This is a genomic window from Effusibacillus lacus (genome assembly GCF_002335525.1).
Lineage (GTDB): Bacteria > Bacillota > Bacilli > Tumebacillales > Effusibacillaceae > Effusibacillus > Effusibacillus lacus.
The window spans coordinates 89,820-114,386 of the sequence record NZ_BDUF01000086.1 but is presented as its reverse complement, the minus strand read 5'-3'; the positions used below and the strand labels follow the sequence as shown (position 1 = coordinate 114,386).

At 50.0% G+C, this 24,567-nt stretch carries 20 protein-coding genes; 4 read left to right on the top strand and 16 right to left on the bottom strand.

The window, feature by feature from the left end; translation table 11 throughout:
- Positions 1-107 precede the first annotated feature (107 nt).
- From pepF to EFBL_RS15345, 4 genes are all read right to left on the bottom strand, one after another.
- Positions 108-1,928, bottom strand: a complete 1,821-nt coding sequence (gene pepF, locus EFBL_RS15360) for an oligoendopeptidase F (protein ID WP_096182957.1) — start codon at positions 1,926-1,928, stop codon at positions 108-110.
- 97 nt (positions 1,929-2,025) lie between these two features.
- A complete protein-coding gene (locus EFBL_RS15355) occupies positions 2,026-3,975 on the bottom strand; it encodes a TRAP transporter permease (protein ID WP_096182956.1) in 1,950 nt (649 codons plus the stop codon).
- Complete coding sequence (locus EFBL_RS15350) at positions 3,945-4,481, bottom strand: DUF1850 domain-containing protein (protein ID WP_165912418.1); 537 nt, start codon at positions 4,479-4,481, stop codon at positions 3,945-3,947. The genes EFBL_RS15355 and EFBL_RS15350 overlap by 31 nt, the downstream gene beginning before the upstream one ends.
- A gap of 52 nt (positions 4,482-4,533) precedes the next feature.
- Positions 4,534-5,559, bottom strand: coding sequence for a TAXI family TRAP transporter solute-binding subunit (locus EFBL_RS15345; RefSeq protein WP_096182954.1), 1,026 nt, complete (start codon positions 5,557-5,559; stop codon positions 4,534-4,536).
- A 163-nt stretch (positions 5,560-5,722) separates the two neighbouring features.
- Between EFBL_RS15345 and EFBL_RS15340 the strand changes: the two genes are divergently transcribed.
- A complete protein-coding gene (locus EFBL_RS15340) occupies positions 5,723-6,118 on the top strand; it encodes a globin domain-containing protein (RefSeq protein WP_096182953.1) in 396 nt (131 codons plus the stop codon).
- Positions 6,119-6,152: 34 nt separating this feature from the next.
- Here EFBL_RS15340 and EFBL_RS15335 read toward each other — a convergent pair whose 3' ends face one another.
- Genes EFBL_RS15335 through EFBL_RS15310 form a run of 6 tightly spaced genes read right to left on the bottom strand, consistent with a single transcriptional unit; the run spans position 6,153 to position 11,922 of the window.
- Positions 6,153-7,355: an MFS transporter gene (locus tag EFBL_RS15335; protein ID WP_096182952.1), complete on the bottom strand. Its 1,203-nt coding sequence runs from the start codon at positions 7,353-7,355 to the stop codon at positions 6,153-6,155.
- Positions 7,356-7,380: 25 nt separating this feature from the next.
- Positions 7,381-7,572 carry a hypothetical protein gene (locus EFBL_RS15330; protein ID WP_096182951.1) on the bottom strand — a complete coding sequence of 64 codons (192 nt, stop codon included), beginning with the start codon at positions 7,570-7,572 and terminating at the stop codon, positions 7,381-7,383.
- The gene (locus EFBL_RS15325; protein WP_096182950.1) at positions 7,569-8,090 is read right to left on the bottom strand and encodes a QcrA and Rieske domain-containing protein; all 522 of its coding nucleotides are present in this window, start codon (positions 8,088-8,090) and stop codon (positions 7,569-7,571) included. Before EFBL_RS15325 ends, EFBL_RS15330 begins: the two co-directional genes overlap by 4 nt.
- A complete protein-coding gene (locus tag EFBL_RS15320; RefSeq protein WP_096182949.1) occupies positions 8,087-8,656 on the bottom strand; it encodes a 4Fe-4S dicluster domain-containing protein in 570 nt (189 codons plus the stop codon). Before EFBL_RS15320 ends, EFBL_RS15325 begins: the two co-directional genes overlap by 4 nt.
- Entirely contained in the window at positions 8,649-10,808 is a 2,160-nt protein-coding gene (gene fdhF / locus EFBL_RS15315; RefSeq protein ID WP_096182948.1) for a formate dehydrogenase subunit alpha, read from the bottom strand. Before fdhF ends, EFBL_RS15320 begins: the two co-directional genes overlap by 8 nt.
- Complete coding sequence (locus EFBL_RS15310) at positions 10,786-11,922, bottom strand: MFS transporter (RefSeq protein ID WP_096182947.1); 1,137 nt, start codon at positions 11,920-11,922, stop codon at positions 10,786-10,788. Before EFBL_RS15310 ends, fdhF begins: the two co-directional genes overlap by 23 nt.
- A 250-nt stretch (positions 11,923-12,172) precedes the next feature.
- Between EFBL_RS15310 and EFBL_RS15305 the strand changes: the two genes are divergently transcribed.
- The gene (locus tag EFBL_RS15305) at positions 12,173-13,513 is read left to right on the top strand and encodes a radical SAM/SPASM domain-containing protein (RefSeq protein ID WP_096182946.1); all 1,341 of its coding nucleotides are present in this window, start codon (positions 12,173-12,175) and stop codon (positions 13,511-13,513) included.
- A 159-nt stretch (positions 13,514-13,672) separates the two neighbouring features.
- Here EFBL_RS15305 and EFBL_RS15300 read toward each other — a convergent pair whose 3' ends face one another.
- Both EFBL_RS15300 and EFBL_RS15295 read right to left on the bottom strand, forming a co-directional pair.
- Positions 13,673-17,479, bottom strand: a complete 3,807-nt coding sequence (locus EFBL_RS15300; RefSeq protein ID WP_096182945.1) for a dynamin family protein — start codon at positions 17,477-17,479, stop codon at positions 13,673-13,675.
- An 89-nt stretch (positions 17,480-17,568) separates the two neighbouring features.
- Positions 17,569-19,479 (bottom strand): sensor domain-containing diguanylate cyclase, encoded by a 1,911-nt coding sequence (locus tag EFBL_RS15295; RefSeq protein WP_096182944.1) that lies wholly within the window; start codon positions 19,477-19,479, stop codon positions 17,569-17,571.
- 127 nt (positions 19,480-19,606) lie between these two features.
- Here EFBL_RS15295 and EFBL_RS15290 point away from each other — a divergent pair, with 127 nt between their 5' ends.
- Positions 19,607-20,245: a DNA-3-methyladenine glycosylase gene (locus EFBL_RS15290; RefSeq protein ID WP_096182943.1), complete on the top strand. Its 639-nt coding sequence runs from the start codon at positions 19,607-19,609 to the stop codon at positions 20,243-20,245.
- A gap of 53 nt (positions 20,246-20,298) precedes the next feature.
- Complete coding sequence (locus tag EFBL_RS15285; RefSeq protein ID WP_096182942.1) at positions 20,299-20,499, top strand: DUF378 domain-containing protein; 201 nt, start codon at positions 20,299-20,301, stop codon at positions 20,497-20,499.
- Positions 20,500-20,547: 48 nt separating this feature from the next.
- On the opposite strand, the gene EFBL_RS15280 is transcribed toward EFBL_RS15285, so the two are convergent.
- The 4 genes from EFBL_RS15280 to EFBL_RS15265 all read right to left on the bottom strand — a co-directional run bounded on the left by EFBL_RS15280 (position 20,548) and on the right by EFBL_RS15265 (position 24,453).
- Positions 20,548-21,174: a spore coat protein gene (locus EFBL_RS15280; RefSeq protein ID WP_096182941.1), complete on the bottom strand. Its 627-nt coding sequence runs from the start codon at positions 21,172-21,174 to the stop codon at positions 20,548-20,550.
- A 74-nt stretch (positions 21,175-21,248) separates the two neighbouring features.
- Entirely contained in the window at positions 21,249-21,965 is a 717-nt protein-coding gene (locus EFBL_RS15275) for an iron-containing redox enzyme family protein (protein ID WP_096182940.1), read from the bottom strand.
- A gap of 680 nt (positions 21,966-22,645) precedes the next feature.
- On the bottom strand, positions 22,646-22,837 hold the full coding sequence (locus EFBL_RS15270) for a hypothetical protein (RefSeq protein ID WP_096182939.1): 192 nt from the start codon (positions 22,835-22,837) through the stop codon (positions 22,646-22,648).
- Between the two features lie 23 nt (positions 22,838-22,860).
- A complete protein-coding gene (locus tag EFBL_RS15265; RefSeq protein ID WP_096182938.1) occupies positions 22,861-24,453 on the bottom strand; it encodes a bifunctional metallophosphatase/5'-nucleotidase in 1,593 nt (530 codons plus the stop codon).
- Positions 24,454-24,567: the final 114 nt, after the last annotated feature.

The window sequence follows — 24,567 nt, the reverse complement described above, 5'->3', positions numbered from 1 at the left end:
AAATTTGTAGAAGTCGAAAAATATTTTTTCATGACCTTCAACCCAAAATAAAAATCCCGCACCTCTCCTAAAGTGGTACGGGATATTAGTTAGAAACTTCATGCCCTTTATGCCCGATCCGCCAATTGCTCCATCTCATCCAGGAGCTTTTTGAACACCTCCAGGGCGTCACGGACTGGCTTTGGCGAGGTCATATCCACACCGGCATTTTTCAGCAGGTTGATGGAGGAATCGGAACTGCCGCTCTTCAGGAAATTAATGTAGCGTTCAACAGCGGGCTTGCCCTCCTTCAGAATCTGTTGGGACAGGGCGGTCGCGGCTGAGAAACCGGTAGCGTATTTGTACACATAGAACGCATTGTAAAAATGGGGAACTCGGGCCCACTCCATATCAATCTGTTCATCCACCACCATGTCGGGTCCATAGTATTTCAAATTCAGTTCCCGGTACACTTCGCAAAGCAGTTCCGGTGTCAGCGGTTCGCCCGCTTCCACCTTCTCATGGGTAATCTTCTCAAACTCCGCAAACATCGTCTGCCGGAAGACCGTGCCGCGAAATGCCTCCAACTGATGGTTGATCAGATACATCCGTTCACGGGGATCAGTGGTTGTCTCCAGCAGGTGGTGAAGAACCAGCGCCTCGTTGCAGGTGGATGCGACTTCCGCCACAAAGATCGTGTAATCCGAATATGTGTAAGGCTGTGTTGTATTCGTGTAATAGGAGTGGATCGCATGTCCCATTTCGTGGGCAAGGGTGAACATGTTGTTCATGTTGTCCTGCCAATTCATCAACACAAAGGGATGAGCCCCATACGGACCCCAGGAGTAGGCGCCGCTGGTCTTGCCTTCGTTCTCGAACACGTCAATCCATCCTGCGGTAAACCCTTCCTGCAGAATTCTGCCGTATTCTTCTCCCAGCGGAGCCAGTCCTTTGGCAACCATGTCCTTCGCTTTCTCATAAGGGATCTTAAACTCCACGTCTTTTACGATCGGGGCAAACAGATCGTACATATGAAGGTCTTCCACGCCCAACAGTTTTTTGCGGAGACGGACATAGCGGTACATTTCCGGCAGATATTCGTGTACTGCCTGAATCAGATTGTCGTAGACTTCAATCGGAATATTGTCCGAATCCAACGCTGCGTGACGTGCCGATTCATACTTGCGGACTCGGGCGTAGAATGCGTCTTTTTTGATGCTGGCGTGCAGGATGGCCGCCAAGGTGTTTTTCTGTTTGCTGTATGTGGCATATAGCGCTTCGAATGCATCCTTGCGCACTCTGCGGTCTTTGCTCTCAAGAAATTGGATGTAGCTCCCTTTGGTCAGTTCCACTTCCTGCCCGTTCTCATCCACAATAAAGGGAAATTTGATATCCGCATTGTTCAGCATGCCGAAAATTGTGCCCGGTGCGTGGGCCAACTCCCCTGTTTCCGCCAGCAGCTGTTCTTCGGCGGGTGACAGGATATGTTCCTTCGTACGCAGGATTTCCTGCAGGGCAAACCGGTAAAGAGCAAGACCTGACTCCTGCTGCATGTATTGTTCCAGCGTCTCGGCAGGTATATCCAGAATTTCCGGAATGATGAAAGCTGTTGCGCTGGATGCCTGCACACTTAAGGTGGCCGCCCGATCGGTCAAAGCCTGGTACACCGCATTGGTGTTGTCTTCGTCGCGTCGCATGCGGGCAAACGCATAAAGCCGCCCCATTTTTTCCGACAATTGATCCTGTGTCTTGAGGCAATCCAGCAGATTGTGCGCCGATTCCCCCACCTTGCCCTCAAATCCCCTGATTTTTACAACCAGATTCCTGATTTCTTCGAAATCCCGTTCCCATTCTTCAGTGGAAGCATAAAGGTCCTCAAGTTTCCACTTCATTTCATCAGGAATTTCGTTTCTTTTGGGAAGTCTTTTGATCGCTGCAGCATCTGACATATCATTTACCCTCCTGCCACATTCGGTTTATTGCGGTATTTCCAATTATAGCAAAAAATAAGGAGGCCCTGCTGGCCTCCTATTATATGAACAATTCCTAATTGTTTATGCCTGCTTCTTTGTTGCGCGTCTGCAAATATTGCACCAATAACACAAGAGCCAAGGTGCCAAGACCAATGATATCCGTCAGTAAGCCGGGAACAATCAGCAGCAGACCGGCTGCTACTGTAATAATTCGCTCCCATCCAGGCATACGCCGCAACCAAAACCCGATTAAGCCGGCACTGACGCCCAGCATCCCGATGAATGCCTTCACAAACATCCATGTCGCTTCTCCGAAGGTCGTGTCAACCAACAGAATTTCCGGAGCAAACACGAAGATGTAAGGAATGATAAAGGCTGAAATCGACAGACGGGTTGACTCGACACCTGTCCGAATTGGCTTGCTTCGCGCGATGCCCGATGCGGCAAAGGCAGCCAAAGCCACTGGCGGCGTGATGTCCGCCACAATCCCGAAGTAGAATGTAAACATGTGGGCAGACAAAGCAGGATAACCCAAAGCGATGATGGCTGGTGCCGCAATTGTAGATGTAATAATATAATTGGCGGTGGTTGGAACCCCCATCCCCAAGATCAACGATGCAATCATCGTCAAGATCAGGGTCGGAATGATCAAACCGCCCGCAAGGTCAAGCAGTCCGTTGGCAAACTTGAGTCCCAGCCCCGTCAGCGTAACTACACCGACGATTATACCGGCACATGCAGTTGCAGCTACAACACCGAGGGCCGCTTTGGCCCCGTTTTCGAAAGCAATCAGGATATCCTTTAACGACATACGGGTTTCTTTCCGGAAAGCTCCCACAAATACCGTCGAGACAATACCGTATAATGCAGAGCGGATCGGTGTCACGCCTACGCTGGAAGCCACAATGATGACCACAATCGGAAGCAGCAGATAGATTTTCTTGAATACTTCTTTGCGGTTTGGCATTTCCTCCTCGGTAAGTCCGCGCAATCCCGTTTTGCGAGCTTCAAAATGCACCATCATCCAGATGCCCGCAAAGAACAGGATAGCAGGAATGGCCGCGGCTTTTGCAATGTCCCAATAAGGAACTCCGATAAATTCTGCCATCAGGAAGGCAGCCGCTCCCATAATCGGAGGCATGATCTGTCCACCTGTTGAAGAGGAAGCTTCCACACCTGCGGCAAACTCGGAACGGTAACCCAGACGTTTCATCAAAGGAATGGTAAAGGCACCTGACTGCACCACATTGGCAACCGAACTTCCACTGATTGTTCCCTGCAGTGCACTGGAAAACACGGTGACCTTTGCAGGTCCGCCAATGCGCTTGCCGGCGATGGCCAAAGCCAGGTCGTTAAAATAATCCCCTACACCGGTTTTTTCCAGAAATGCGCCGAACAGGATGAACAGGAAGATGAAGCTGGCGGAAACCCCCAGCGGCACCCCCAGAATCCCTTCGGTGGTGTAATACATATGGCTGATCAGACGTTCAATGGTTACTCCCCGGTACGTAAAGAAGCCTGGAAGATATTTACCATACAAGGCATACAGCAAAAATGTGCCTGCAATAATAACGATCGGCCAGCCTACAACCCGACGGGCCGCTTCCATCACCAGCAGAATGGTCAAACCGCCTATGATGAAGTCCGTGTTGGTATAATCGCCCACTCGCTGGACCAATCCTTCATACTCAATCAACCAGTACAGGCCTACTCCCACACCGAGCAGCGCCAAGATCCAATCCCAAATCGGGATGCTATGCCGGCTGGTAACTTTCCGGAAAGGGAACAGCAGGAAAATAAGACCCAGTCCGAAAGCTAAGTGGACGGCTCGGGCAATCTGGTCCGGAACCAGAAGAAACGTTGAAATACTGAGTTGGTACAAAGTGAAGGCAATGGCAAATAGGGTAACAAACCAGCGAACCGCCCCCGAAACTTCCCGAAATGAGGATTCCCGGTCGTATTCACTGATCAATTTCTGGATTTCAGCTTGATTCATGGTTTCAGGATCCTTTTGTTCAGCCATTGCGACAACCCCCTTTCGAAATATTGCAGCGATGTCTCCCTGATAGCCTGAAAACGGACAGAAGAACCCGGCAGGCTGATCCACGACAAGGGAATTTCCCTTCCCTTCACCATCAGAACATGATTTGCAATCTCCTGCCCGATCCTCTGGTCAAAATAAGGCAATTTTCGATTGACGTTCCGAAGGATAAACTTTCCATTCTCCATTGCCAATTGCTGTCCGGGTTCAAGCTCGGAGGGAATTCCAACACCATAAGAATCAAATATCATCTCGTCAACAACAAGATTCAAATGTTCATCAATGTAGTACTTTTCAATTACGGTGGTCCGGTGAATGGAATGAATGTAACGAAGTGAAAAACTGTCATCAGGTTTCATCGGCAGCGACAGCAACACCTGTCCACTGTTACCGTCTTTGATTGCCAATGAGGTTAGGAAGGGTACGTTCAACGCCCATATAATTACTATGATTCCAGTAAGCCATATTAGGAATTGCCTGCCTTTCATAGCCATCATACCGTCAAACGAAAAAGTACCGGGGGACAGGCCCCCGGTTGTCTTACTTCTTGACTCCCTTTTCGGAGTAGTACTTGGCCGCACCTGGGTGAACTTCAATGCTTACACCGCTCAGCGCTTTCTCCAGCTTCACTTCTTTCCCTTTAGCATGAACATTGCCCAACTGATCAAGATTTTCGAAGATAGCTTTTGTTACGTCATAGACGGTCTTCTCATCAAGGTCAGCACGGACAACCAGCATGGACTGGACCGCTACTGTGTTCACATCTGTATCCTGACCGGTATAGGTCTTGCCGGGAATCTTTTGTACAGCATAATAAGGATACTTGTCAATGAGCTTCTTTGCATGGTCTGCATCCACTTCCAGGATCCGGACGCCTTTGGTTGCGCCAAGCTCGGAAACAGCGGAGGTCGGTGTACCTGCGGTTACAAAAGCTGCATCCAGTGTTCCGTCTTTCAAACCGCTGGTGGACTCTGCAAAAGACAAACGTTGAACTTTCAGATCTTCAAACTTCAAACCGTAAACTTCAAGAATCTGTTGGGCATTCGCTTCCGTACCGCTTCCCGGAGCGCCAACGGAAACCTTCTTGCCTTTCAGGTCGGCGATCGTTTTGATCGGGCTGTTCGCAGGAACGACCAATTGAATGGTTTCCGGATACAACGCAGCCAGAGCCTTGAAATTCTTGATGGCGCCACCCTTTTCAAACATCATGGTTCCTTTGGCTGCATATTCAGCAATGTCCCCTTGGGTGAAAGCAATATCAACGGAACCGTCTTTCAGCAGGCGCATATTTTCTACAGAAGCACCGGTCGTTTGAGCGTTCGCATTAATATTCGCTTTGTTCTTAAGAATTTGAGCGATACCGCCGCCAAGCGGGTAGTAGGTTCCTGCGGTTCCACCGGTTGCAATAGTCATTTGCTGTCCGGCAGCAGGTTTGTTCTCAGCAGGTTTGGCCCCGCCTTGATTCCCTTGATTATTCCCCTGGTTGGTGCCACCGCCGCAACCAGCAAGGGCAAGCGACAACGTTAAAGTAGATGCCAACCCTAAAAGCCATTTCTTTTTGTTCATGCCTTGAATGACCCCCTCATTCTATGTTGGTATACGTCCCTATAATACTATTAGGTATGCGGATTAAGCAATCTATTCTGTAATATTACAGAAAATCGGATTGATATAAAAAAATGAATGTGGTGAAATGATATACATAAATGTTTTTGTGAAGGAGACCCCCATGAACTACGACCCAAACGTTAGCCCGTACGAAATGATCGGCGGCGAACAAACGGTTCGCCAACTGGTCAAAGCGTTCTATGCCCGTGTCCGGGTTCACCCTGACCTCTTTCCCATCTTTCCCGGGGATTGGAAAGAGACGGAGCGAAAACAGTATCTGTTTCTGACCCAGTTTCTCGGCGGACCTCCTCTCTTCAGCCAGGAGTTTGGACACCCGATGCTGCGGGTCCGCCATATGCCCTTTCCTGTAACACCAAAGCGGGCAGAAGCTTGGTTGTCCTGCATGCGGCAGGCGATGGATGACATCAAACTGGAAGGCGAGATTCGCGACTACGTCTGGGAGCGTCTGGTACAGACTGCCCATCATATGATTAATACAGAGGAAGAAGCAGAGTAAACCGGAATGATCCGATGGATCATTCCGGCTTACCTTATTTTCCCTTAATCTTTTTTCGCCCTGCAGTCCACTTCATGCTTCTGATTTGAGGCCCCTGGAATTCAACGGCGTTTACAACCAGACAGATAAGGGCGTATGCTCCTAACAGTAAAAAACCAAAGAAATAAGCACCCGTTACATCTTTTACAGCACCCAGCAAAATGGGCGGAAAAAAGCCGCCGATGCCGCCGGCGGCACCCACGATTCCGGTAACAGCCCCGGTGTTGACTGGAGCCACTTCCGGTACCAGCTTGAAAATCGCTCCATTGCCGGCACCAGCCAGCAAGGCTATTCCCAAGCATCCAACAGTAAACAGGAAAAGGTTGTCTGCGAAAAAGGATAGGAGGAAAGCTCCCACCAGGATACCCGTAAACACATACATCAAGATCCTTCCCGCTCCCAGACGATCAGCCAGGTATCCACCCACGGGCCGCATCAGCGTGGCCACCACCACGAATCCGGCTGCCCGGAATCCGGCGTCGACCGATGTTAAACCGAACAAATCTTGCAGCAGCACGGGCAAATAGATGCCAAACGAAACGAATGCACCGAAAGTCAAAAAATAAAACAGGGACAATACCCAGGTTTTCTTATACCGGATCACGGAGAAAGCCGATCTGAAGGTCTTCCCTACTTTGGGCCTTGGCAATTCACGGGTACCTGTCCAGAATAGGGCTGCCGTTACCGCAATCGCAATCGCCAGTCCCCAAAACGCCCAAGAAATCCCGAAGAGATTGGCAATGGTGGGAATTGTGAAACCCGCAACAGCTGTTCCGAAATTCCCCATTCCCGTTATCCCCAGGACCAATCCCTGTTTCTCCGGAGGGTACCACCGGGAAACATACGCAATGGCAATGGCAAACGTCGTTCCCGCCAAACCAATGAATAAGGACCAGAAGAGTAACATCCCATATGACTTTGAGAATCCGGCCCCAATCAACGGTACCGTAAGAAACAGCATGGTCAGTGCGTAAAGCTTCTTTCCCCCGAGGCGATCAGCCAGAATGCCCATGGGTATTCTCAGCAGGGACCCAAGCAATATCGGTGTGGCAACCAAAATACTTTTCTCCGTCGCCGTCAACCCGTAGATATCCTGAAGCTGGTTGGCAAGAGGCGAAATCACTGCCCACACCGTAAAGGACATGATCATGGCCACCGTTGAAAAGGCAAGTGCCGATACTCGACCCTTTGTTTCCATAATAATCCTCCTGTCTAAGAAAGAACTATTCCCTCGATTGTTCCATGTTCATAAAGAACATGTAGGTAAGCCATGCAGTCACCAGCATAAACGCCAAAGCAGCCCCGTAATAGGGCAAAACCGAATAATGCTGGGCCATAAAACTTTCCACCATATACTGAACCAAAACGGTTGTGACAATGAGATAAAAAATGAAAACCCACCACGCCATTTTCATACAGTTTTCCCTCCGTGAGTTCCATGAATGACACCGACCGCATAAATGCCGTCTTTCTTAATCGACAATTTAATGGACGGGAGAGACCGCTGAGGCGGCCCGGCCAATACGGAACCGTCTTCCACCGAAAAAAACCCGTTGTGGCAGGGACACATCAGTTTTCCCGATGTTTTGTCCCAATAGATCGGACACTGCAAATGAGTGCATTTGATATGATAGGACCTGTACTCTTTCTCCGAAACTCTGACCAGAATGGCGGGATCGTTCGGATTGGGGTAGGCAAAGGTTTTGCTGTCTCCCACCCTGAGTTCATCCGGTCCGGCAATTTTGATGCGATCGGGCTTTTCCTCCACTGTCTTCCGGTATGCTTGCGCAACAAAGGGAATGGAACTCAGGAAAAAAACCGCGATCAGTCCAAGGGAAGCGGCGACGAACCCCCGCCTGTTCATGTCCAGTTCCGTTTCCCGTCTGATGTTTAGCGATATATCACGCAGGTATTTCTCAAATCGTTTGATCATAGCACATCCTCCGTCACTTCGTTATAGCCGTACCGGTGGGTTTGGAGGTCAGGAATTCCGATGACCGTCCGGGTTTCAATTACCGTTCCGCCAAAATCCCACTTGAACTGAACCTGTTTGTCCAGTTTTGCTTTTGCTTCCGCTTCGTCCAGAAACTGTATGGTATCGGTCGGGCATACGCTTACGCACATAGGCGGCCTTCCTTTGGACGTCCGGTCGTAACAGAGATCACACTTATACATGATTTTCCGTTGTTCATCCACTCTAGGGATGCCAAACGGACAAGCGTAGGTGCAGTTTTTGCAGGCGATGCATTTTTCGTGGGATGCGGAGAGCACCGCTCCATCTTCCGTTACCTGAATGGCCTGAACCGGACAGGATTCGGCGCAGGCGGGCTGAACGCAGTGCATGCAGGGGGTGGGGGAAGTCGCAACTGTTTCCCCGGGGTTCAATTCATCGACAAACATTCGAGATAAGTGATCGTGTCCGCTGCATTCCTCACATCCAAGCATACAGGCCCGACAACCGATGCAGCGCTCAAAATCGATATAGAGCACCTTAGCCATGCCGCACCTCCTGCTGCTTGGTCGGTTCTATCTTTACCGCACACACTTTGAATTCCGGAATTTTGGATTTCGGATCCAGGGCCGGATTTGTCAGGTTGTTGATGGCCAGAGTCTTGCCCCAATGGTAAGGAACAAACACCATGTCCGGACGGGTGATTTTGGTGATTTTTGCAGGTACCACTATGTAGCCCCGTCGACTGCTGATTTTGACGTAGTGGCCGTTCTCAATCCCATACCTTTTTGCTGTTTCGGGATGGATTTCCACATAGGGGTCGGGACATTTGTCCCGGAGGGAATCAATCCGGCGTGTTTGATTGCCGCTTAGATAGTGGTACACCACTCGTCCTGTTGTCAGAAGCAGGGGATACTCCTGGTCCACATCCTCGTTGGGGCCTTTATGTTCAAAAGCCAGCAGACGTGCCTTGCCATCCGGAAAATTGAATTTCCGATCCTCAAACAGTCGCGGTGTTCCCTCGTGTTCCACCGATGGACAGGGCCAGAACACTCCATCCATTTTTTCGATTTTTTCATACGTGATGCCGAAATAATCGGCAATTCCGCCGCGACTTGCCACCCGTAACTCGTCAAAGATTTCTTGCGGGGAATTGTACCGGAAGAATTGGCCTCTCCCCAAACGATCCGCCAACTCGCACAACACTTCCCAATCGCGTCTTGCTTCTCCCGGGGTTTTGTCAATACCGTTGATGCGAATGACGCGCCCCTCCACATTGGTGGTCGTCCCGTTGTCTTCAATCCAGACGGTGGAGGGCAGAACCACATCCGCCAGTTCGGCCGACTCGGAGAGAAAGAAGTCCATGCACACAAAAAACTCCAGACTTGTAAGGTATTGCTTCACATCTCCGAGGCTGGGAGCCGACACCATTGGATTGCTGCAGATCAGAAGCAGTCCCTTGACCTCCTTGCCAAGAGCTTTTAACAATTCGAAAGCGGATATGCCGGGACCGGGGATCTCGCTCTCGTCAACACCCCAAACTCCGGCAATGTATTTGCGGGCTTCCGGGTCTGTGATTTTACGGTATCCGGGGAGTTGGTCAGCTTTCTGTCCGTGTTCACGACCGCCTTGTCCGTTGCCTTGACCGGTGAAGGTGGCAACCCCGGATCCTTTGCGGCCAATTTTCCCCGTGATCAGGCACAAATTGGTGTAATTGGATACGCTGTCAGAACCTTTGGCATGCTGTTCCACACCCCGCGCAAACAAGACCATTCCGTTCTTGGCCTGACCGAATATCCTTGCCGCTTCCACGATTCGCTCTTTTGGCAGTCCGGTGATCCGGGCCGCGACTTCAGGCGGGTACTTTTCCGCCATTGCTTTCAGATCTTCAAACCCGGACGTATGGTTTTTGACAAATTCATGATTGATCATGTCTTCCTTGATGAGAACGTGAATCAGCCCGTTGACCAACGCCAGATCGGTACCGGGCTTCAAATTCAGGTGAATGTCGGCCACCAGTGCCGTCTTGGTTTGACGCGGGTCCACCACGATCAATTTCGCCCCGTTGTCCCTTGCCCCCCAGACATAAGGCATCGACAAAGGATGGCATTCAGCTGTATTGGAACCGGCAATCAGGAGCACATCGGCAAATTTGATATCGCTCCAAGGATTGGTCCCCCCGCGGTCAATTCCCAGGGTTTGATTGAAACCCGCAGCCGCTGAGGACATGCAGTACCGGCCGTTGTAATCAATATGTTTGGTACCCAATCCAATGCGGGCAAATTTCCCTACCAGATAACACTTTTCGTTGGTCATCGAGGATCCGGAATAAATGCCAAAGGCGTCTTTTCCGTATTTGCCTTGGATGTCCCGAATTTTGGATACGATCAAATCCATCGCTTCGTCCCATGCGGACTCAACCAGCTGTCCGTTTTTCCGAATCAGCGGCCGAAGCAACCGCTCCGGATGAATCGCCTGCCGATAGGCAGCCACCCCTTTCGGACACAACCTGCCGCCATTCATCGGAAAATCATAACGCGGTTCGACTCCCAAGACCTGGTTGCTGTCTTTATCGACCCGAATGTTCATTCCACACTGCATGCCGCAAAAGCAACAGTGAGTGGGGATTAGCACTTCCCCTTCCCTCTCAATTGCAGCGTAAGTTCGCTGGGAATAATCAGCGTTCTGTGGGTGTGGCATGAACATTTCCTCCTTCCTGGGCCAAGGTTAAGCCATTTCGTCCGTTGTTTTTCACAACCAGTTGAGATTGCCCCAATTCCACCTTGGCTCCGTAAGCTGCCAATCGATGGGCAACCCTTCGGCAGTCGGAGCATAGATCGGACATATGAAAGTCCGTATTTTCAATCGGAACTGACAGATTCCGGTTTCTTAAAGCAAACTGCACGTCCTGAATCTGGGTGGCAGTCGCATAGGTCTGGCCACACCGGGCACATGGTTTTTGCTTTTCCATTGCGTGATACATTGGCACAACCAACGCCAAAAACCTCAAGGGCAGGTGCCACAGCTTCCCGAACGGAAGATACAACAGAAAGACTATGACTGTAATCTGATGGGCTATTGCAATCCCAAGGTAGAAGTGACCCTTCATCCACATGGCGGATACGGTCAGCAGGGATCCGGTCACGGTTACCGCCAACAACAGAAGTAGCGGAAAGATGTCATGCTCTTTTCCTTGTTCCACTAATACCTTGCTATCCTTAACACGTCGAATCAGCGCCATGATGCAGCCTGCCAGCACCATTAACCCCGACCAGTTTAAGCCGTGATAGATCATGAACGCTAGCCAGGAGTCTACCCCCATCCGGAACAAAGGAATACCGAAGAACACTACCGAGTAGGTTCTCGGGTCAACCAATTCGAAATGCATCCAGCCCAGTACAAGCGCAAAGGTGATGGCAAGAGACAACAACACGCCCCAGGCGATCAGAAAATGCTGAATCCCCCGCCACAAAGACCGTTTAAATACAAACTTCTGCTGAAAAATGTTGTTCCAAAAAGTTGAAAACAGAAACTTGAGTCCTTCTCCGGACCTCATCAACCGAAACCCTTGCTGCCACAAACGTCTGGCCGGGGGACGAAGGGTCCAGGCCGTAATGCGGATGACCATCAGCAAAATACTGACAACAGTTGCCCAAAGGTATCCGTACAAAGCCGGATCGTAGTAATAGAAACGCTCCGAACCAAAGTAGACGGACAAAAAGAGAATGACCAAGGCAATAAAAGCGTTCCTTGCAGCCTTTGAAGCAAATGAACCGGCCTCAAATCCGGAAGGTTGATAAGTAATCCTGTCCAATGTTTCTTCCCCCTGCGAAATTGTTGGAAAACCATTGTTTGTTCTGGTTACTATTCCCTTGGGGAATTGTGGATATTCATATGACTTTCAAGCGGATAAAGTGAAAAAGTTGTAGGTCAATTTTATTTTTACTTGATAATCAATTTGGGTTATGTCAAATTTGTGACGGTCAGCCAATGAGTATTGTAAGAAGCAGTTGTCTCTCCTATTCTAAGATTTGGAACATAAAACCAAAGAAAGCGGGAGTGTTATGGCGTACCAAATCAAAAAATGGGTTCCATCCCGTTTCAACGCGTATTCTACTGCAGACTCGGGCGACTTGATCCTGTATAACAGCTATACGGGAGCCATTGTATCGGTACCTCCTGCAGAAAAAGAAGAAGCTCTCGCCGCTCTCAAAAGAACCGGCGTGAGTGGAAACCCATCGAAGACTGCACTTCAAATGATTGAATCCGGGTTTCTTGTACCGGATCAACTTGACGAAAAATTGCGGGCAAAGTATTTGCACCAGACCCAACATCGAACCGATCTGTTGCATTTGATCATTCTGCCAACAGAAGCCTGTAATTTCAGGTGCACCTATTGTTATCAGACTTTTCCCCAGGGTGGCATGACGGCTGGAATCCAAACGGGGATCCGGCGATTGGCGGAAGAGAAATCGAGATTCCTGAATGGCCTGTCGGTCAGTTGGTTTGGCGGCGAACCTTTGCTTGCGTCCGACATGATAGGGAATCTGTCCAACACCTTCCTGAATCTCTCCCAAAAATACGGATTTCATTATTCGGCCGACATCTCCACCAATGGGTACCTGATGACGGAAGATCTTTTTAAAAGGCTGCTCAACTGGGAAATCAGGCGTTATATGATCACGATTGACGGACCTGAAGCGGTTCACGACAAGAGAAGAGCACTTTGCGGCGGAGGAAATACCTTTTCCCGGATTCTGTCCAATCTGGAGAAGATCAAGCAGGTGGATGGAGATTTCGAAATTCATTTGCGTGTGAACATTGACATGGACAATCTGGATTCGGTTCCCGAATTGCTCGGACTACTCAAAGATCGATTTGCGGGTGACACAAGGTTTCAACTCTTTATCCGGCCTGTTGGACGGTGGGGCGGTTTGAACGATGAGCGGTTGCCCGTCTGTGACAGAAAGCTGGCGGAGCACAGCATATGGGAATTCAGCCGATTGGGGTTGGAGCAGGGGCTCCCGTTGGCTTCCGTAATTGAGGATGCGCTGTTGCCCGGTTGTTCCGTGTGCTACGCGGCAAAACCTCATTCTCTTGTCATTGGAGCAAACGGAAAGCTATACAAATGCACATGTGCATTGGACGAGGAAATCAACCAAATCGGCAGCTTGTCGGAGAACGGGTCTTTGCTGTTGGACCATGACAAGCTGGCAGTTTGGGTCAGTTCAGGGGATGATGCCGATCCTGTCTGTGGCAATTGTTTTTTCCGGCCTGCCTGCCAAGGCAACCATTGCCCTTTGTACCGTATGAAAACGGGATTGCGTCCTTGTCCTCATGAGAAACGTCATATCAGGAAAGTACTGGATCTGATCCGGCATACCTATACTTTGACCGGGAGGTGAAGCGAATGAAAACATTACGTCCCCCTGTATCGCCTGTTCTTGCAGCCAATAAGGGCAAACTCGTCAAGTCTGTACCAGGTAATCTTAAGTAGAGGCATATGGCAGCATACAAAAACTCCGGTGGGCGGTCCCAAAGGGCTCCCATCGGAGTTTTTTCTTTCAAGCGCTTTGTACGGAAGTTTTCCCTGCCAACTGGCTTATCCATCTTTCGGTTTGCAGCAAAGCTTCCATGTCCACGTTCTGACTCAATGCGGCCAACAAACCTTTCGCATATTCGGTCGCCTCATCGATGAGTTGCTGCTTCGTTTCGGCAACTACCGTATGAAACGCCGCCAGGTATTGATCTCTCAAGATCCTTGAACCTTCCTCAAGATAAGCGGCAACAGGTTCTTGCAGCAACTTTTCGATTTCCTCCCGCATCGTTGACTTGGCGTCCCGTTCGAAGAAATCCCTGGCGTTCTTGTAGATGGCAAGGGCGCCGCTAAACCGGTCGCTGCTTGTTCCAGCCAATTCAGCCGCGAATTCAGGTATGGGAAAACTTCTCTTCTGGTAGGGTTCGCACTGACAGCCATGAAGATGGGTTTGTACGAGTGCAGCCCATTTGTCATAAATACGGCTCGCTCCCTGGTTTACCTGCTTCTCAACCCGGACGGAAGTGGCTCGCATCTCCTGCCCCAGATCAAATGCCAGAAAACGAACCAGCTCTTCCAGGCACCCGGCCAGCACCCGTTTGATATTCTTCGCGTCATCCCGGAGAACCGACGAACTGAAGGATTCGTTGAACGCATCATAATAGCGAAGGAAGACCCTTTGTCTGACGTAGTAAAGCAACTCGTCAATTTCCTTTTCAATGGCCCGGATTTCCGAATCGTACTCTACCGATTCCGCCTCAAGCCGCACCCTCTTCAACGAGTCCTGCAGATCCTTAATTTTCTGTCGACGAACCGAATCGTCCGCCCGTGCATTCTCGATCAATTCCCCAAGGCTTGCCGACGCCCTGCGGATCTCAGCTTCCGCGGCTTGGACCGCCACTTCCGTCAGTTCTTCGATCGTGAAAGAGAGAAAGTCGTCTTCAAACTTTCGTATGCCCGATCGATTCACAATTTCAGCAGGAGAAGGCGCCAGATTCTGTTTCCATGTGCCGGTCAACTTCCGATAGACCCGTTCCGCAGAAGCAGGCAGGGCCCCTTTTTCAGCAAGTCTTGCAAGTAACGCCATCTGGCTGGATACAGGGTAGATCCGGGGCTTGGACACTCCGCAGGAAACCAAGTTCTTTCTTACATGAGAAACCACATCCGCCAATTCCTCTACGTCGGCAGCCAGATCGGCCGCATTGACCAGAAAGAACATCTTGTCCATCTCAAACGTGTCTTTCACCCGGCCAAGCTGGATCAGGAACTCCCTGTCCGCATTTGAGAAAGCGTGGTTGTAGTAGGTTACAAACAATACAGCATCCGCGTTCTTAATGTATTCAAAAGCCACTTTCGTATGGCGGGCATTGATGGAATCGGCCCCGGGAGTGTCGATCAGCACGATGCCTTCCCTGGTCAGCGGGCAGTCATAATACAGTTCAATCCATTCCACAAAGCAAGCTTTCTCTTCCCGTGCCACATACTCCCGGAAGGTGTCCACGTCCACGTGAAGTTCCATGCCCAACTGGTCTTGTATGGCAGCATATCCAATCTCGACCGCTTTCAGGAATGAAAAATGAGGTTTGGCGTTGGGCGGAACTTCTACCGGTTCCAATCCAGCCGTCAATTGCAGCACTTCTGCAAAAAACCTGTCCCTGGCGTTTTCAGGGTCCTCTGCATCCGTCAAGGAACCTTCCATGTGATGTCCCAACACCGCTAAAGATCCTCTAATGTCAGCCGCAATATCGGCATTCGTCTTAAGTTTTACCCGGACGCTGCCATGGGGCCAATCACTTGTCGGAGGCAAAATTTTGTTGATGGTCGCCGTAGTCGGGTTGGGTGAGACGGGCAGTACAAGTTCTCCCATCATGGCGTTGGCAAAGGAAGATTTGCCTGCGGAGAACGCGCCAAACAAAGCGACTGTAAACAGGTTCTGTTCCAGCCGTTCCGCCCGGGCCAGCATATGCGATGACATCACCTGCATGCCCGGAATGTCCCGGATCCGTTCGGCCGCTTGCCGGAGTTTGCCTGCCGCATCGATCAGCGATGCTTTAAAGTGGACCGGTCTTGCGCTTTCAGTTACGGTTAATGGCGGATACCCATCAGCCATTCCCAATGTATCCCCGGATCGTCCCCGGTTCGTTTCGACACCGGTAGACTGCATAAAGTGCAGATCCCCGGAGCCTCTCCTGTACAAAAAACTGACTTGCTCAGACAAATGTTGTTCCTCTTTGAACAGATCCATCAGTTCGGACTTATAGGATGCAATCTTCCTCTCCAGATGCTCAAGCCCAACGGCTGCCTGCAAGCGTTTCTTTAGGGTAGAGAGTTTTATTGCGTCCCCTTCTGCCTCCATGCTGCCAAACGATTGAGCCATTTTTACGGCCTTTTCAACAAATTCGGCGGCGATTCGCCGGTACATCGCCTTGACTTCCGCCGAGATGTCCTTTGCATATTGATACATGTATTCCGTTGAAGCCAATGCCCCTTCTTTCACCCAGGCACCCAACATTTCCGGTGTAATCTCTATGGTAATGTCATAGACAGATTTGGCATAGACCTCATTCTTTACCCCATAGGATTCGGGAAGTGTAACCAGGAGATCCTTGAAATGCCAGTCCAAATTTGCCGCCACCTTGCCGGTGAAATCGTTGTGGAGATCCTGCAGCCTGCGTTCCCGTTCCCTATCGGTCTTGCTTCCGGCAAAGAACAGCCCCACCCGAAACCTGGGTCCTCTGCTTTCCAAATATTTGCCGCATAGTTCCGTTGTTTGAAACGGGGTCAGGGTGGCATTCTCGATCAAAGATTGCAGCTGCCGCTCCATATCTTCGCGCAGACGCTCAGGGAGGGCCTGTTTCTCCCCCATTGTCTTCTCCAGCCGGATAACCTGTTCCCGTAAAGCTTCTACGTCCAGTTCCCCTGGAGACTCCCCATCACCTCCGGTTTCCGCAAGAACTTGCAGATATTCCTGTCTTGTCGGCTCCAGTTGTTCCGACTGAGCCTGAACATGCTCTTCGATCAGGTGCAGCGCAGACTGCATGATACTGCTCCGCAAAAGCAAATCTTTCTCCGGAAACAGGCTGTGAAGCGCTTCTTGCAGGGCGCCAAACCGGTTGTGCGGATGTTCGGTTTCCCTTAAAGATGTGAAGAAGATCCCGTCCGGTTCAATTCCCCAAGCGGCATAAGACTCTTTCACACTTTTTGCGTAGCTGGCAAAAGGCAGCTCAAACTCATTGTGTTTGTCAATCTGGTTGACCACCAGCCAAACCGCCTTGCCGCGGTCCTTCAAGGTCTTCGTGAAACCAAAGTTGACCTCCGATTGCACATGGTTGTAATCCATTACGTACAGCACCAGATCTGCCAGGTGCAGCGCGCTTTCCGCAGCCACTTTATGGGCGTCATCAGTGGAATCAATGCCGGGAGTATCCATCAATTGAACTCTTTCAGGCAAAAAATCCGATTCGTGCTGAATCTGAATCGTCTCGATTGCCTGGCCATCTGCTGCATATTCCCGCAACTTGTTCAGCTCTGACAAGGCCATAGAAAAGGAGGTACCGTCCCTGCGCGTTACCATTGCACCGGATAGTCCGCGCTCAATCGTTACCACGTTGGCGCTTGTCGGGATGGGGCTTGATGGAAGTACCTGGTGTCCCATAAAACGGTTGATCATACTAGATTTGCCTGCGGAGAAGTGACCGCAGAACGCGATGATGAATGTCCCTTTCTCAAGTTTATTGATCAGTTGATTGATCTTGCGGGCATTCTGGCTATCGCCAGCCTGCGCAAATTTTGTTTCCAACTCATTCAGTTTTGGCTTGAGCTGTTCAAAATCCATATATCCAATCTCCTGTTGTGAAAAGCTTTTTTTGCTATCTTATCACAATCTTGTCACAAAAAACGGGCCCTTTATAACGGACCCGCTTCTCAGTCGGCAGATATTACGCAATTTTTCCCGTTTCTTTTCGCTTTGTACAGTGCATGATCGGCCATTTCCAGCACCAGGCGAGGATCTTTCGAACATTCAGGGAAGGTGGCAACTCCAATCGATACGGTCACCCTGGGTTCCACATCCGCCTCTGCGATGGTAACCCGGATTCTTTCGGCCACCTGCTCCGCTTGCACTTTTGACGTATAAGGCAAGAACAAACAGAACTCCTCACCTCCGTAACGGAACACCATGTCTCCCCTGCGAGTGGTCTCCTGAAGCAGGCTGGCAACATTTTTCACGACCCTGTCTCCAACTGTGTGCCCGTATCGGTCATTGATCTGTTTAAAGTTGTCTATGTCAACCATCAGCAATGAGAACGGTTTGTTGCTTTCGACGTGCTGCCTGCTGTAGTCCCGAAATGTTTTCTCGAAGTGATGGCGGTTAAAGACCTTGGTTAGACCGTCCAGCTTGGATTCTTTTTCAAGCAATTGGATATATTGGGTGTTTCGAATGATGGGGCCGGCATGGATCCCGATAGTGGAAAGGGTTAATTTTTCCCGGTCGGTCCATTGATGACCGTCATACGCGTGCAAGAACAGGATTCCGATCAGATCTTTGCCTGCCATGAGCGGTGTGCCCATTGAATAAAAGGCCCCGGATCGCAAGAAAAATTGACCGATTGTGGAATGGCTGTCCACTTCCAGAAACAGATCCTGCAGCACTGCCGCATTGCCCAGTTCCTCCAACGAGAAAGTCACTGACTCCGTTTGGAGCAGGTTTACTTTGTCCCCCCTCCAAGTCGACAAAACGATCCGATCAGACGTTTCATTGATCAGCCAGACGGAAACGCCCACTTTTTCCTCCAGCAGGTCATGGGTCTTCGATACCATGTCATCCAAGACGTCCTTCAGTCTTGTGGTGTTTGTCATTTCACGCATCATCTCGATCAGACGATCCTGGATGTGTTTGGTCTCCAACAACTCCAATTGGGTCTTAAGAGTGGTGATCACATGGCTGATCTGATGTCCGAGATCATAAAAAAAACGGAGTTCCATGTCCGTAAAACGGTGCTTGTAAATGTAGTCGACAAACATGACCCCGATAGGCCGGTCAAGAAAAATCAGCGGCATGGTCAGATAGCTCCGGATCCCGTACTTCTTGCAGAACTCCTGATCGGCTCTGGGATCTGCGGGAACGTCCTCCACGATAACGGCTTTACGTTCACGAATCGCCTCGTAAGAGGTTTGATCCAGCCCCATTTGGGGGATCATCGGTATGTTGTTGTAATCCGACATCTCAATATTGTGGGCGTATGACGGGATCAAGTACTGCTCGTCCTTGGTCAAAAGCATAATGGCACAGCTACCGCCTGTCACTTCGGATGCCATCCGCATGGAGGTCGTAATAACGTCATCAAAGTCATCCGATTGTGTAATGACCTGTGAGATATCAATCAAAGCTTTGTGGTAAAGCTCTTTCATCAGTGTTGTTGTCTTCTGTTCATACAGTTTGCCGAGCATGTCCAGGATCCGGTCGGCGGCAGCCGTCATATCCCCGCCAGGAGGGCGAGCCGCATCAAAAAAACAAATCATTGCCTGTACAGTATCATTGACGTATAAAGGGATCAGGATGTGGTTCCCGTATCGTGCCCAGCGGTTCCCATCCTGGTTGCAGACGTCAACAAGTTCGTTTCCGGTCAGGGGAATACCCGTCGCTAAGGTTTTTCCGGAGCCACCGGACATGACCAACTGACCGGAACGTTTATCGACCATATAGAAACAGCCCCCACCGGCGCTCAGCATTACGGTACCGATCCGTACAACCCTTTGCAGGAAAGAGTCCAGCTGGTTTGTATTCATGAATATTCGAAACAGCAGATTGGTGATGCGCATCTCAACCTGGTTCAATTTAGGTCCCCTTCTTTACTACCCCAAATTTAGAATACACCCCTGCCTGCTATTATATCAGATTGGGCGTCTGATAAGTTTTAAAATTTAAGTTCAATATAAAAAATTAGTAAACGGAGGAATGAAGATGAAATCCCAACTTTTGCCTGAGATCTTCTTTCATTTGCCCACTTTGGATTTGGCGAAAGCACTGTTGGGAACCATACTTGTGCATGAAACTATGGAAGGAACCACTTCCGGAATCATTGTGGAAACAGAGGCCTATATCGGTCCCGAGGACAAAGCGGCCCATTCTTATGGCGGAATACCTACGGAGCGAACAAGGGTTATGTTTGGACCTCCCGGCTTCGCGTATGTGTATCAGATCTACGGGATGCATTATTGCTTTAATGTGGTAAGCGGCGAAGAGACAGCTCCGGAAGCCATCCTGATTCGCGCATTGGAACCGGTCGTAGGCATCCCTCTGATGATCCGAAGAAGGGGGTTGGACATCCGGCAGTTGCCTGACGGGTCCTGGCCGACAAACAAGTTGAAATTGTTGACCAACGGACCTGGCAAACTGGCTCAGGCCATGGGCATTTCGAAAGACCAATACGGTCTTGGATTGAAAGATTCATCTCTTCGCATTCTCCCGCGTCGGAATAAGCTTTCGGCAGACCAAATAAGATCGGGACCACGAATTGGAATTGAATATGCGGAAGAGGCAAGGGAGTATCCCTGGCGCTATTGGATAGCCGGAAACCCTTATGTGTCAAAGCCCAGATAGTGTTTACCTATATCTGGCAGTGGACATAATAGGTAGAGAAAGGAGGGAAGCAAATGAACAAATTTGCCTTGACACTTGTTATCATTGGAGCTCTGAACTGGTTGCTGGTCGGACTGTTTCAATTTGATCTTGTGGCAACAGTGCTTGGCGGAGGAAACCCGGCTGCCTGGTTGCCCCGGGTGGTCTATACCCTTGTTGGTGTGGCAGGTATATGGTGTACAACTCTGCTGTTCAGAGAGAGGATCGTTCCTTAAACGTAATAATAATTATAAACCTCGGTCTTCCCGACCGAGGTTTATTCTTTACATTTTGGGAGCGTCCTGAATCCCGTTCTGCCCAGTTCCATACGCCGCTTGTCCGGTTGCTTCCATACTGCCGGTCATGCCCTGGGCCATTGGCTGATAGTGGTGAAGCATGGTCTTGGCGGTATGATCACTCATGGTAGGCACTTGGTACATGCCGCGATGATTCATATAATTAAAAGTTTCGTAAGCTTCATGGGTACACATTACCGACCCGTTAACCAGCATTTGGCGAACATTTGGGTCTGCGCACTCCAGAGCTGCCGCCATATGATTCTTTGCCGAATTCTTGTGTGCCAACAGCATCGCGGAAGCTATCGATTGGTCATTCATCTTGGTCATATCCGTCTGGGGAGCAGACGGAGCAGGGTTATGCAGTCCGTATTTGATATCATAAGTATGGGCCGTATGCATCGGCATCATCTTGGTCTGGGCAGTATGGTAATCGTGTGTATACGATACCAATTGATTGTAGGATTGAGTTGCCGTCTGGATGTGACGGTGGAGCATTTCCCGTAAAGTGGGGTCCTGACACTGCCTTTCATACATCGAAAAATGTTCAATCATGCACTTCTTCTCCGACAGGATCTCATGAACTTCCATCGTTTCGTGTGCGCCAAAGGGCATCTGGGTTCACTCCTTGATCTGGTGATGGGAAAACCTTACTTATCCAGCGCTAGGATTCCCAATTCTCTTCTGTCTTATGCGATCGAACGATAGATGTCATCATAAAAATCGGCTTCCGACATGGCGATCTTCACGCCCGCCCGGTAGATGGTCTCCAGGTCATCCGAACCGGTATGCTGAATCAGGATGTCTTTGCACAGTTGGTAGTGGCGTGGTTCATGCGAATCGGCATGTGCCATCCAGAAGGTGACGTTCAGGTTCCTGTCCCTGTTGTAGTTGGGATGCTTCAGCCCCTTCCCGATCAACCCCATAACTTCACCCGCGAACAGTTCGGAACCTAACCCCACGGCCGCCATGGCTTCCAGGGGAGTGGCGGATTGCAGAAAACGGATAAAGGTATCCACCGCTTTTTTGGCTGCCGGGGAATCCGGGTAGTTGGGCACATGTTCTTCATTGATTTCGATATCCGGTGCGGCCGATTCCAGGAAAGTCCGGTACATACGGGAATGGTATGCTTTTGGATTGCCCCTGCCCGCCTCATCCCACAGATTGTCCGCAATCGGGACCCACCATTTGTCAAGCGGCTCCATAGCCGCAATCGCCGCCCCCAGCACCCTTGGAAAATTTCGGCTGTAATAACTATAGTGCAGGGCAAATTCCGCAATCTGCCGTTCACTGAATTCCCCGTTCAGAAGGGCTGTCAGGAACGGACCTTCGATAATCCGCTCCCTCACCTTGTCCATTACGGCTTGTTCCACTTCTTCGTATGCATGAAACGCGTTGCTCTTCATATACCGGCTCCTCCCTTTCTTAGCTTCCAATACTTATCCAACATGTGAATAGTAGGCCAACCGGATGCAGACGTCAACACCGCATCGAATGATTCAGCTGCTCGAGAAACGACTCTCGATGGTCCGGGAGAAATTAGTAATTGGGCATACGAAGAGGGCTGCCCCTTATTATTTATCTAATCAAGTTTCACACCCGATTCCCCTTATAGGAACAAATTGAAGGATCTGAAGCCGCGAGGTCCGACACAGAAGCTGCCATCTGCAGAGGTAAGAAAAAAATTGGACTGTATTTCAGGCTTATTCTTATCGAATCAAAGGCAGCCCCCAATAGAGGACTGGTTTTCAGTCCTAAATGCTACTTTTTACTTGTTCACCTCGAAATTTTCCCAATAAGACTGACAATCAGTTCTATTCCGGAGATCACAATCAACAAGTCAGAAATAGGGCTGAAAATCAGTTCTATTTCCCCATCGGTTACATTATTTATGAGGAAGTCCCTACGAGAGCTGATGGGACAGCCCTTTTCAGCCAAAACGACAGTTCAGTCCATCCGCTGCATCCCTTTGTTGTCAAACCCGGACAGTGATTTGGGAGTTCCCGGGAGGCTTGCGTTGTAGTTCATGTCGGGCATATTTGCAAACCCTCCTTTTGCCGGTTAGGGTTTGTCAGAGTTCTGCGCCCTATTCAAGGCACTTTCCGTTGAACTTGCCAACCATCCGCTCCCAGACTTCCCTTGTAATGGGTCCGAGATTGGAGCGGTACATTCCAAGGGAAATCTCGCAGCCATCCCGGTCGTTCTCCGACTCAAATACGGCCGCCACTTTCGTCTCATTCTCCAATCTGAAAGACAATACATATCCTGTTTCCGTCATACCGTCCCCCCTGTATGGCCCAATCAGTTGTGAACCACTTCCCAGTTATGATCGCAAGTGGCTTCAATGGTTCCCCGTTCCAGGATATAGTTGGCGATCAACTCCGACACATCGGTCGGAACGTCACGTACCACTTCTTTTCCCTGGAACATGAAGTAATTCCCACCACCGCCTGCCCTGTAGTTGTTCATTACCACTTCATACAGTCGGTCCATTTGTACCGGTTGTCCCTTGTAAGTTAATTTTTCAACTCGTTCCCCGAAGGGGCGGGAGATGTTGATCCTGTATTCGATTCCCTCCCACATGTCATAGTTGTAATGCTGGGGCTTCGGTGTGGTAAATTCCGGATTGACCTGAATATCCCCGCCTGTATAGGTTGCAAAATAGGAAGCGCTTTGTTCAAGCGCGTCTTTGATATCTTGCCCCGTAATTCGCAGGACACGTAGTGTGTTCGGATATATGTAATTGGCCACGATGTCGCGCATGGTCACATCAGTGCCCAGCCCGGGCGAGTGATTGTCAAACAATGCAGTGTTGGAGATATCCGTTTGTGCATACTCCATTTGCACTTTGTTGAAGAATTCAATGAGCGGATTGTCTCTCAGACGAATGGCCATGGGGTCGGTAACCCGCATGTCCCCTTTGATTTTGCCAATGGGCTTGTCCAGCCAGATCTGGGTCTTCTCCTCATAAGCACTGACCATTTCAAGGATCACCGGGTCAGCCTCAATGTTCTCAACCGAAAGAAGGTCCGACTTCTTGTTGACAACACGCCATCGTCCGTCATGCTTCACCAGAGTAACAGTCACTTTGCCAAGCGCTCTGGCTTGGTGTCCAGGCTGTATAACTGCTACTCCATTTACCGTCATCCCTGCGATAGACCGGTGCTGATGGCCGGTCAGCAGCACATCAATACCAGGAACCTCCATACACAATTGGAATCCTTGATTCTCCCCCGTCAATTGCTCAGTCCTGGTGCCTGTTTCCAAATCCCGTTCAAAACCCCCGTGGTAGGAGACAACCACCAGATCGGCCTGTTCCTTGTCGCGGAGAACAGGAACCCATTTTTTTGCCGATTCCACAGCGTCCAGAAACTCCGTCCCCTCAATATGTCTGGGGTTTTCCCAATTCGGGATATACTGGGTGGTTAAGCCCAGAACACCCACCCGCACTCCTTCGGCAAACTCTTTGATCAAGTAGGGTTTCCCGAAGTAAGGCTCTGTCGTTCCGGACTTTACAATATTGGCGGACATCCAGGGAAAATCCGATTCCCGGATCGCTTTCATCAGCACGTCCTGTCCATAGTTAAATTCATGGTTTCCCAATACCGCAGCGTCATATTGGAGGTAATTCAACACTTTTACCAGCGGGTCAACCGGTTCATTGTCAATTCTCGCATGGTAATAGGCCAAAGGAGTTCCCTGAATCAAGTCGCCGTTGTCAATGACCAGCAGGTTGGGGTGTCTTTCCCGCTCCCTGCGGATCAGTGTCGATATTTTGGCCAGTCCCAGTTCACTTTCCTGATTGTTGGCATAATTGATCGGCAAGATGTTGCCGTGAACGTCGCTCGTTTCAAGGATGCCAATGGTAATGGAACCGCTGCCGGAATCTGTCATAGTCGGTTCCTCCTCTCAGTTCCTGTTTGCTTTACCATAGTAACACACTCCTGTCGAAACTCAACGATCGGCCCCAATAGATTGACCGAATGCCGATTTTTGCGACAAATCTTA

Bases quoted from the DNA above. Each gene is read 5' to 3' on its own strand.
- pepF (WP_096182957.1), bottom strand. From the start codon at position 1,928: ATGTCAGATGCTGCAGCGATCAAAAGACTTCCCAAAAGAAACGAAATT.
- EFBL_RS15355 (WP_096182956.1), bottom strand. From the start codon at position 3,975: ATGGCTGAACAAAAGGATCCTGAAACCATGAATCAAGCTGAAATCCAG.
- EFBL_RS15350 (WP_165912418.1), bottom strand. From the start codon at position 4,481: ATGAAAGGCAGGCAATTCCTAATATGGCTTACTGGAATCATAGTAATT.
- EFBL_RS15345 (WP_096182954.1), bottom strand. From the start codon at position 5,559: ATGAACAAAAAGAAATGGCTTTTAGGGTTGGCATCTACTTTAACGTTG.
- EFBL_RS15340 (WP_096182953.1), top strand. From the start codon at position 5,723: ATGAACTACGACCCAAACGTTAGCCCGTACGAAATGATCGGCGGCGAA.
- EFBL_RS15335 (WP_096182952.1), bottom strand. From the start codon at position 7,355: ATGGAAACAAAGGGTCGAGTATCGGCACTTGCCTTTTCAACGGTGGCC.
- EFBL_RS15330 (WP_096182951.1), bottom strand. From the start codon at position 7,572: ATGAAAATGGCGTGGTGGGTTTTCATTTTTTATCTCATTGTCACAACC.
- EFBL_RS15325 (WP_096182950.1), bottom strand. From the start codon at position 8,090: ATGATCAAACGATTTGAGAAATACCTGCGTGATATATCGCTAAACATC.
- EFBL_RS15320 (WP_096182949.1), bottom strand. From the start codon at position 8,656: ATGGCTAAGGTGCTCTATATCGATTTTGAGCGCTGCATCGGTTGTCGG.
- fdhF (WP_096182948.1), bottom strand. From the start codon at position 10,808: ATGCCACACCCACAGAACGCTGATTATTCCCAGCGAACTTACGCTGCA.
- EFBL_RS15305 (WP_096182946.1), top strand. From the start codon at position 12,173: ATGGCGTACCAAATCAAAAAATGGGTTCCATCCCGTTTCAACGCGTAT.
- EFBL_RS15300 (WP_096182945.1), bottom strand. From the start codon at position 17,479: ATGGATTTTGAACAGCTCAAGCCAAAACTGAATGAGTTGGAAACAAAA.
- EFBL_RS15290 (WP_096182943.1), top strand. From the start codon at position 19,607: ATGAAATCCCAACTTTTGCCTGAGATCTTCTTTCATTTGCCCACTTTG.
- EFBL_RS15285 (WP_096182942.1), top strand. From the start codon at position 20,299: ATGAACAAATTTGCCTTGACACTTGTTATCATTGGAGCTCTGAACTGG.
- EFBL_RS15280 (WP_096182941.1), bottom strand. From the start codon at position 21,174: ATGCCCTTTGGCGCACACGAAACGATGGAAGTTCATGAGATCCTGTCG.
- EFBL_RS15275 (WP_096182940.1), bottom strand. From the start codon at position 21,965: ATGAAGAGCAACGCGTTTCATGCATACGAAGAAGTGGAACAAGCCGTA.
- EFBL_RS15270 (WP_096182939.1), bottom strand. From the start codon at position 22,837: ATGACGGAAACAGGATATGTATTGTCTTTCAGATTGGAGAATGAGACG.
- EFBL_RS15265 (WP_096182938.1), bottom strand. From the start codon at position 24,453: ATGACAGATTCCGGCAGCGGTTCCATTACCATTGGCATCCTTGAAACG.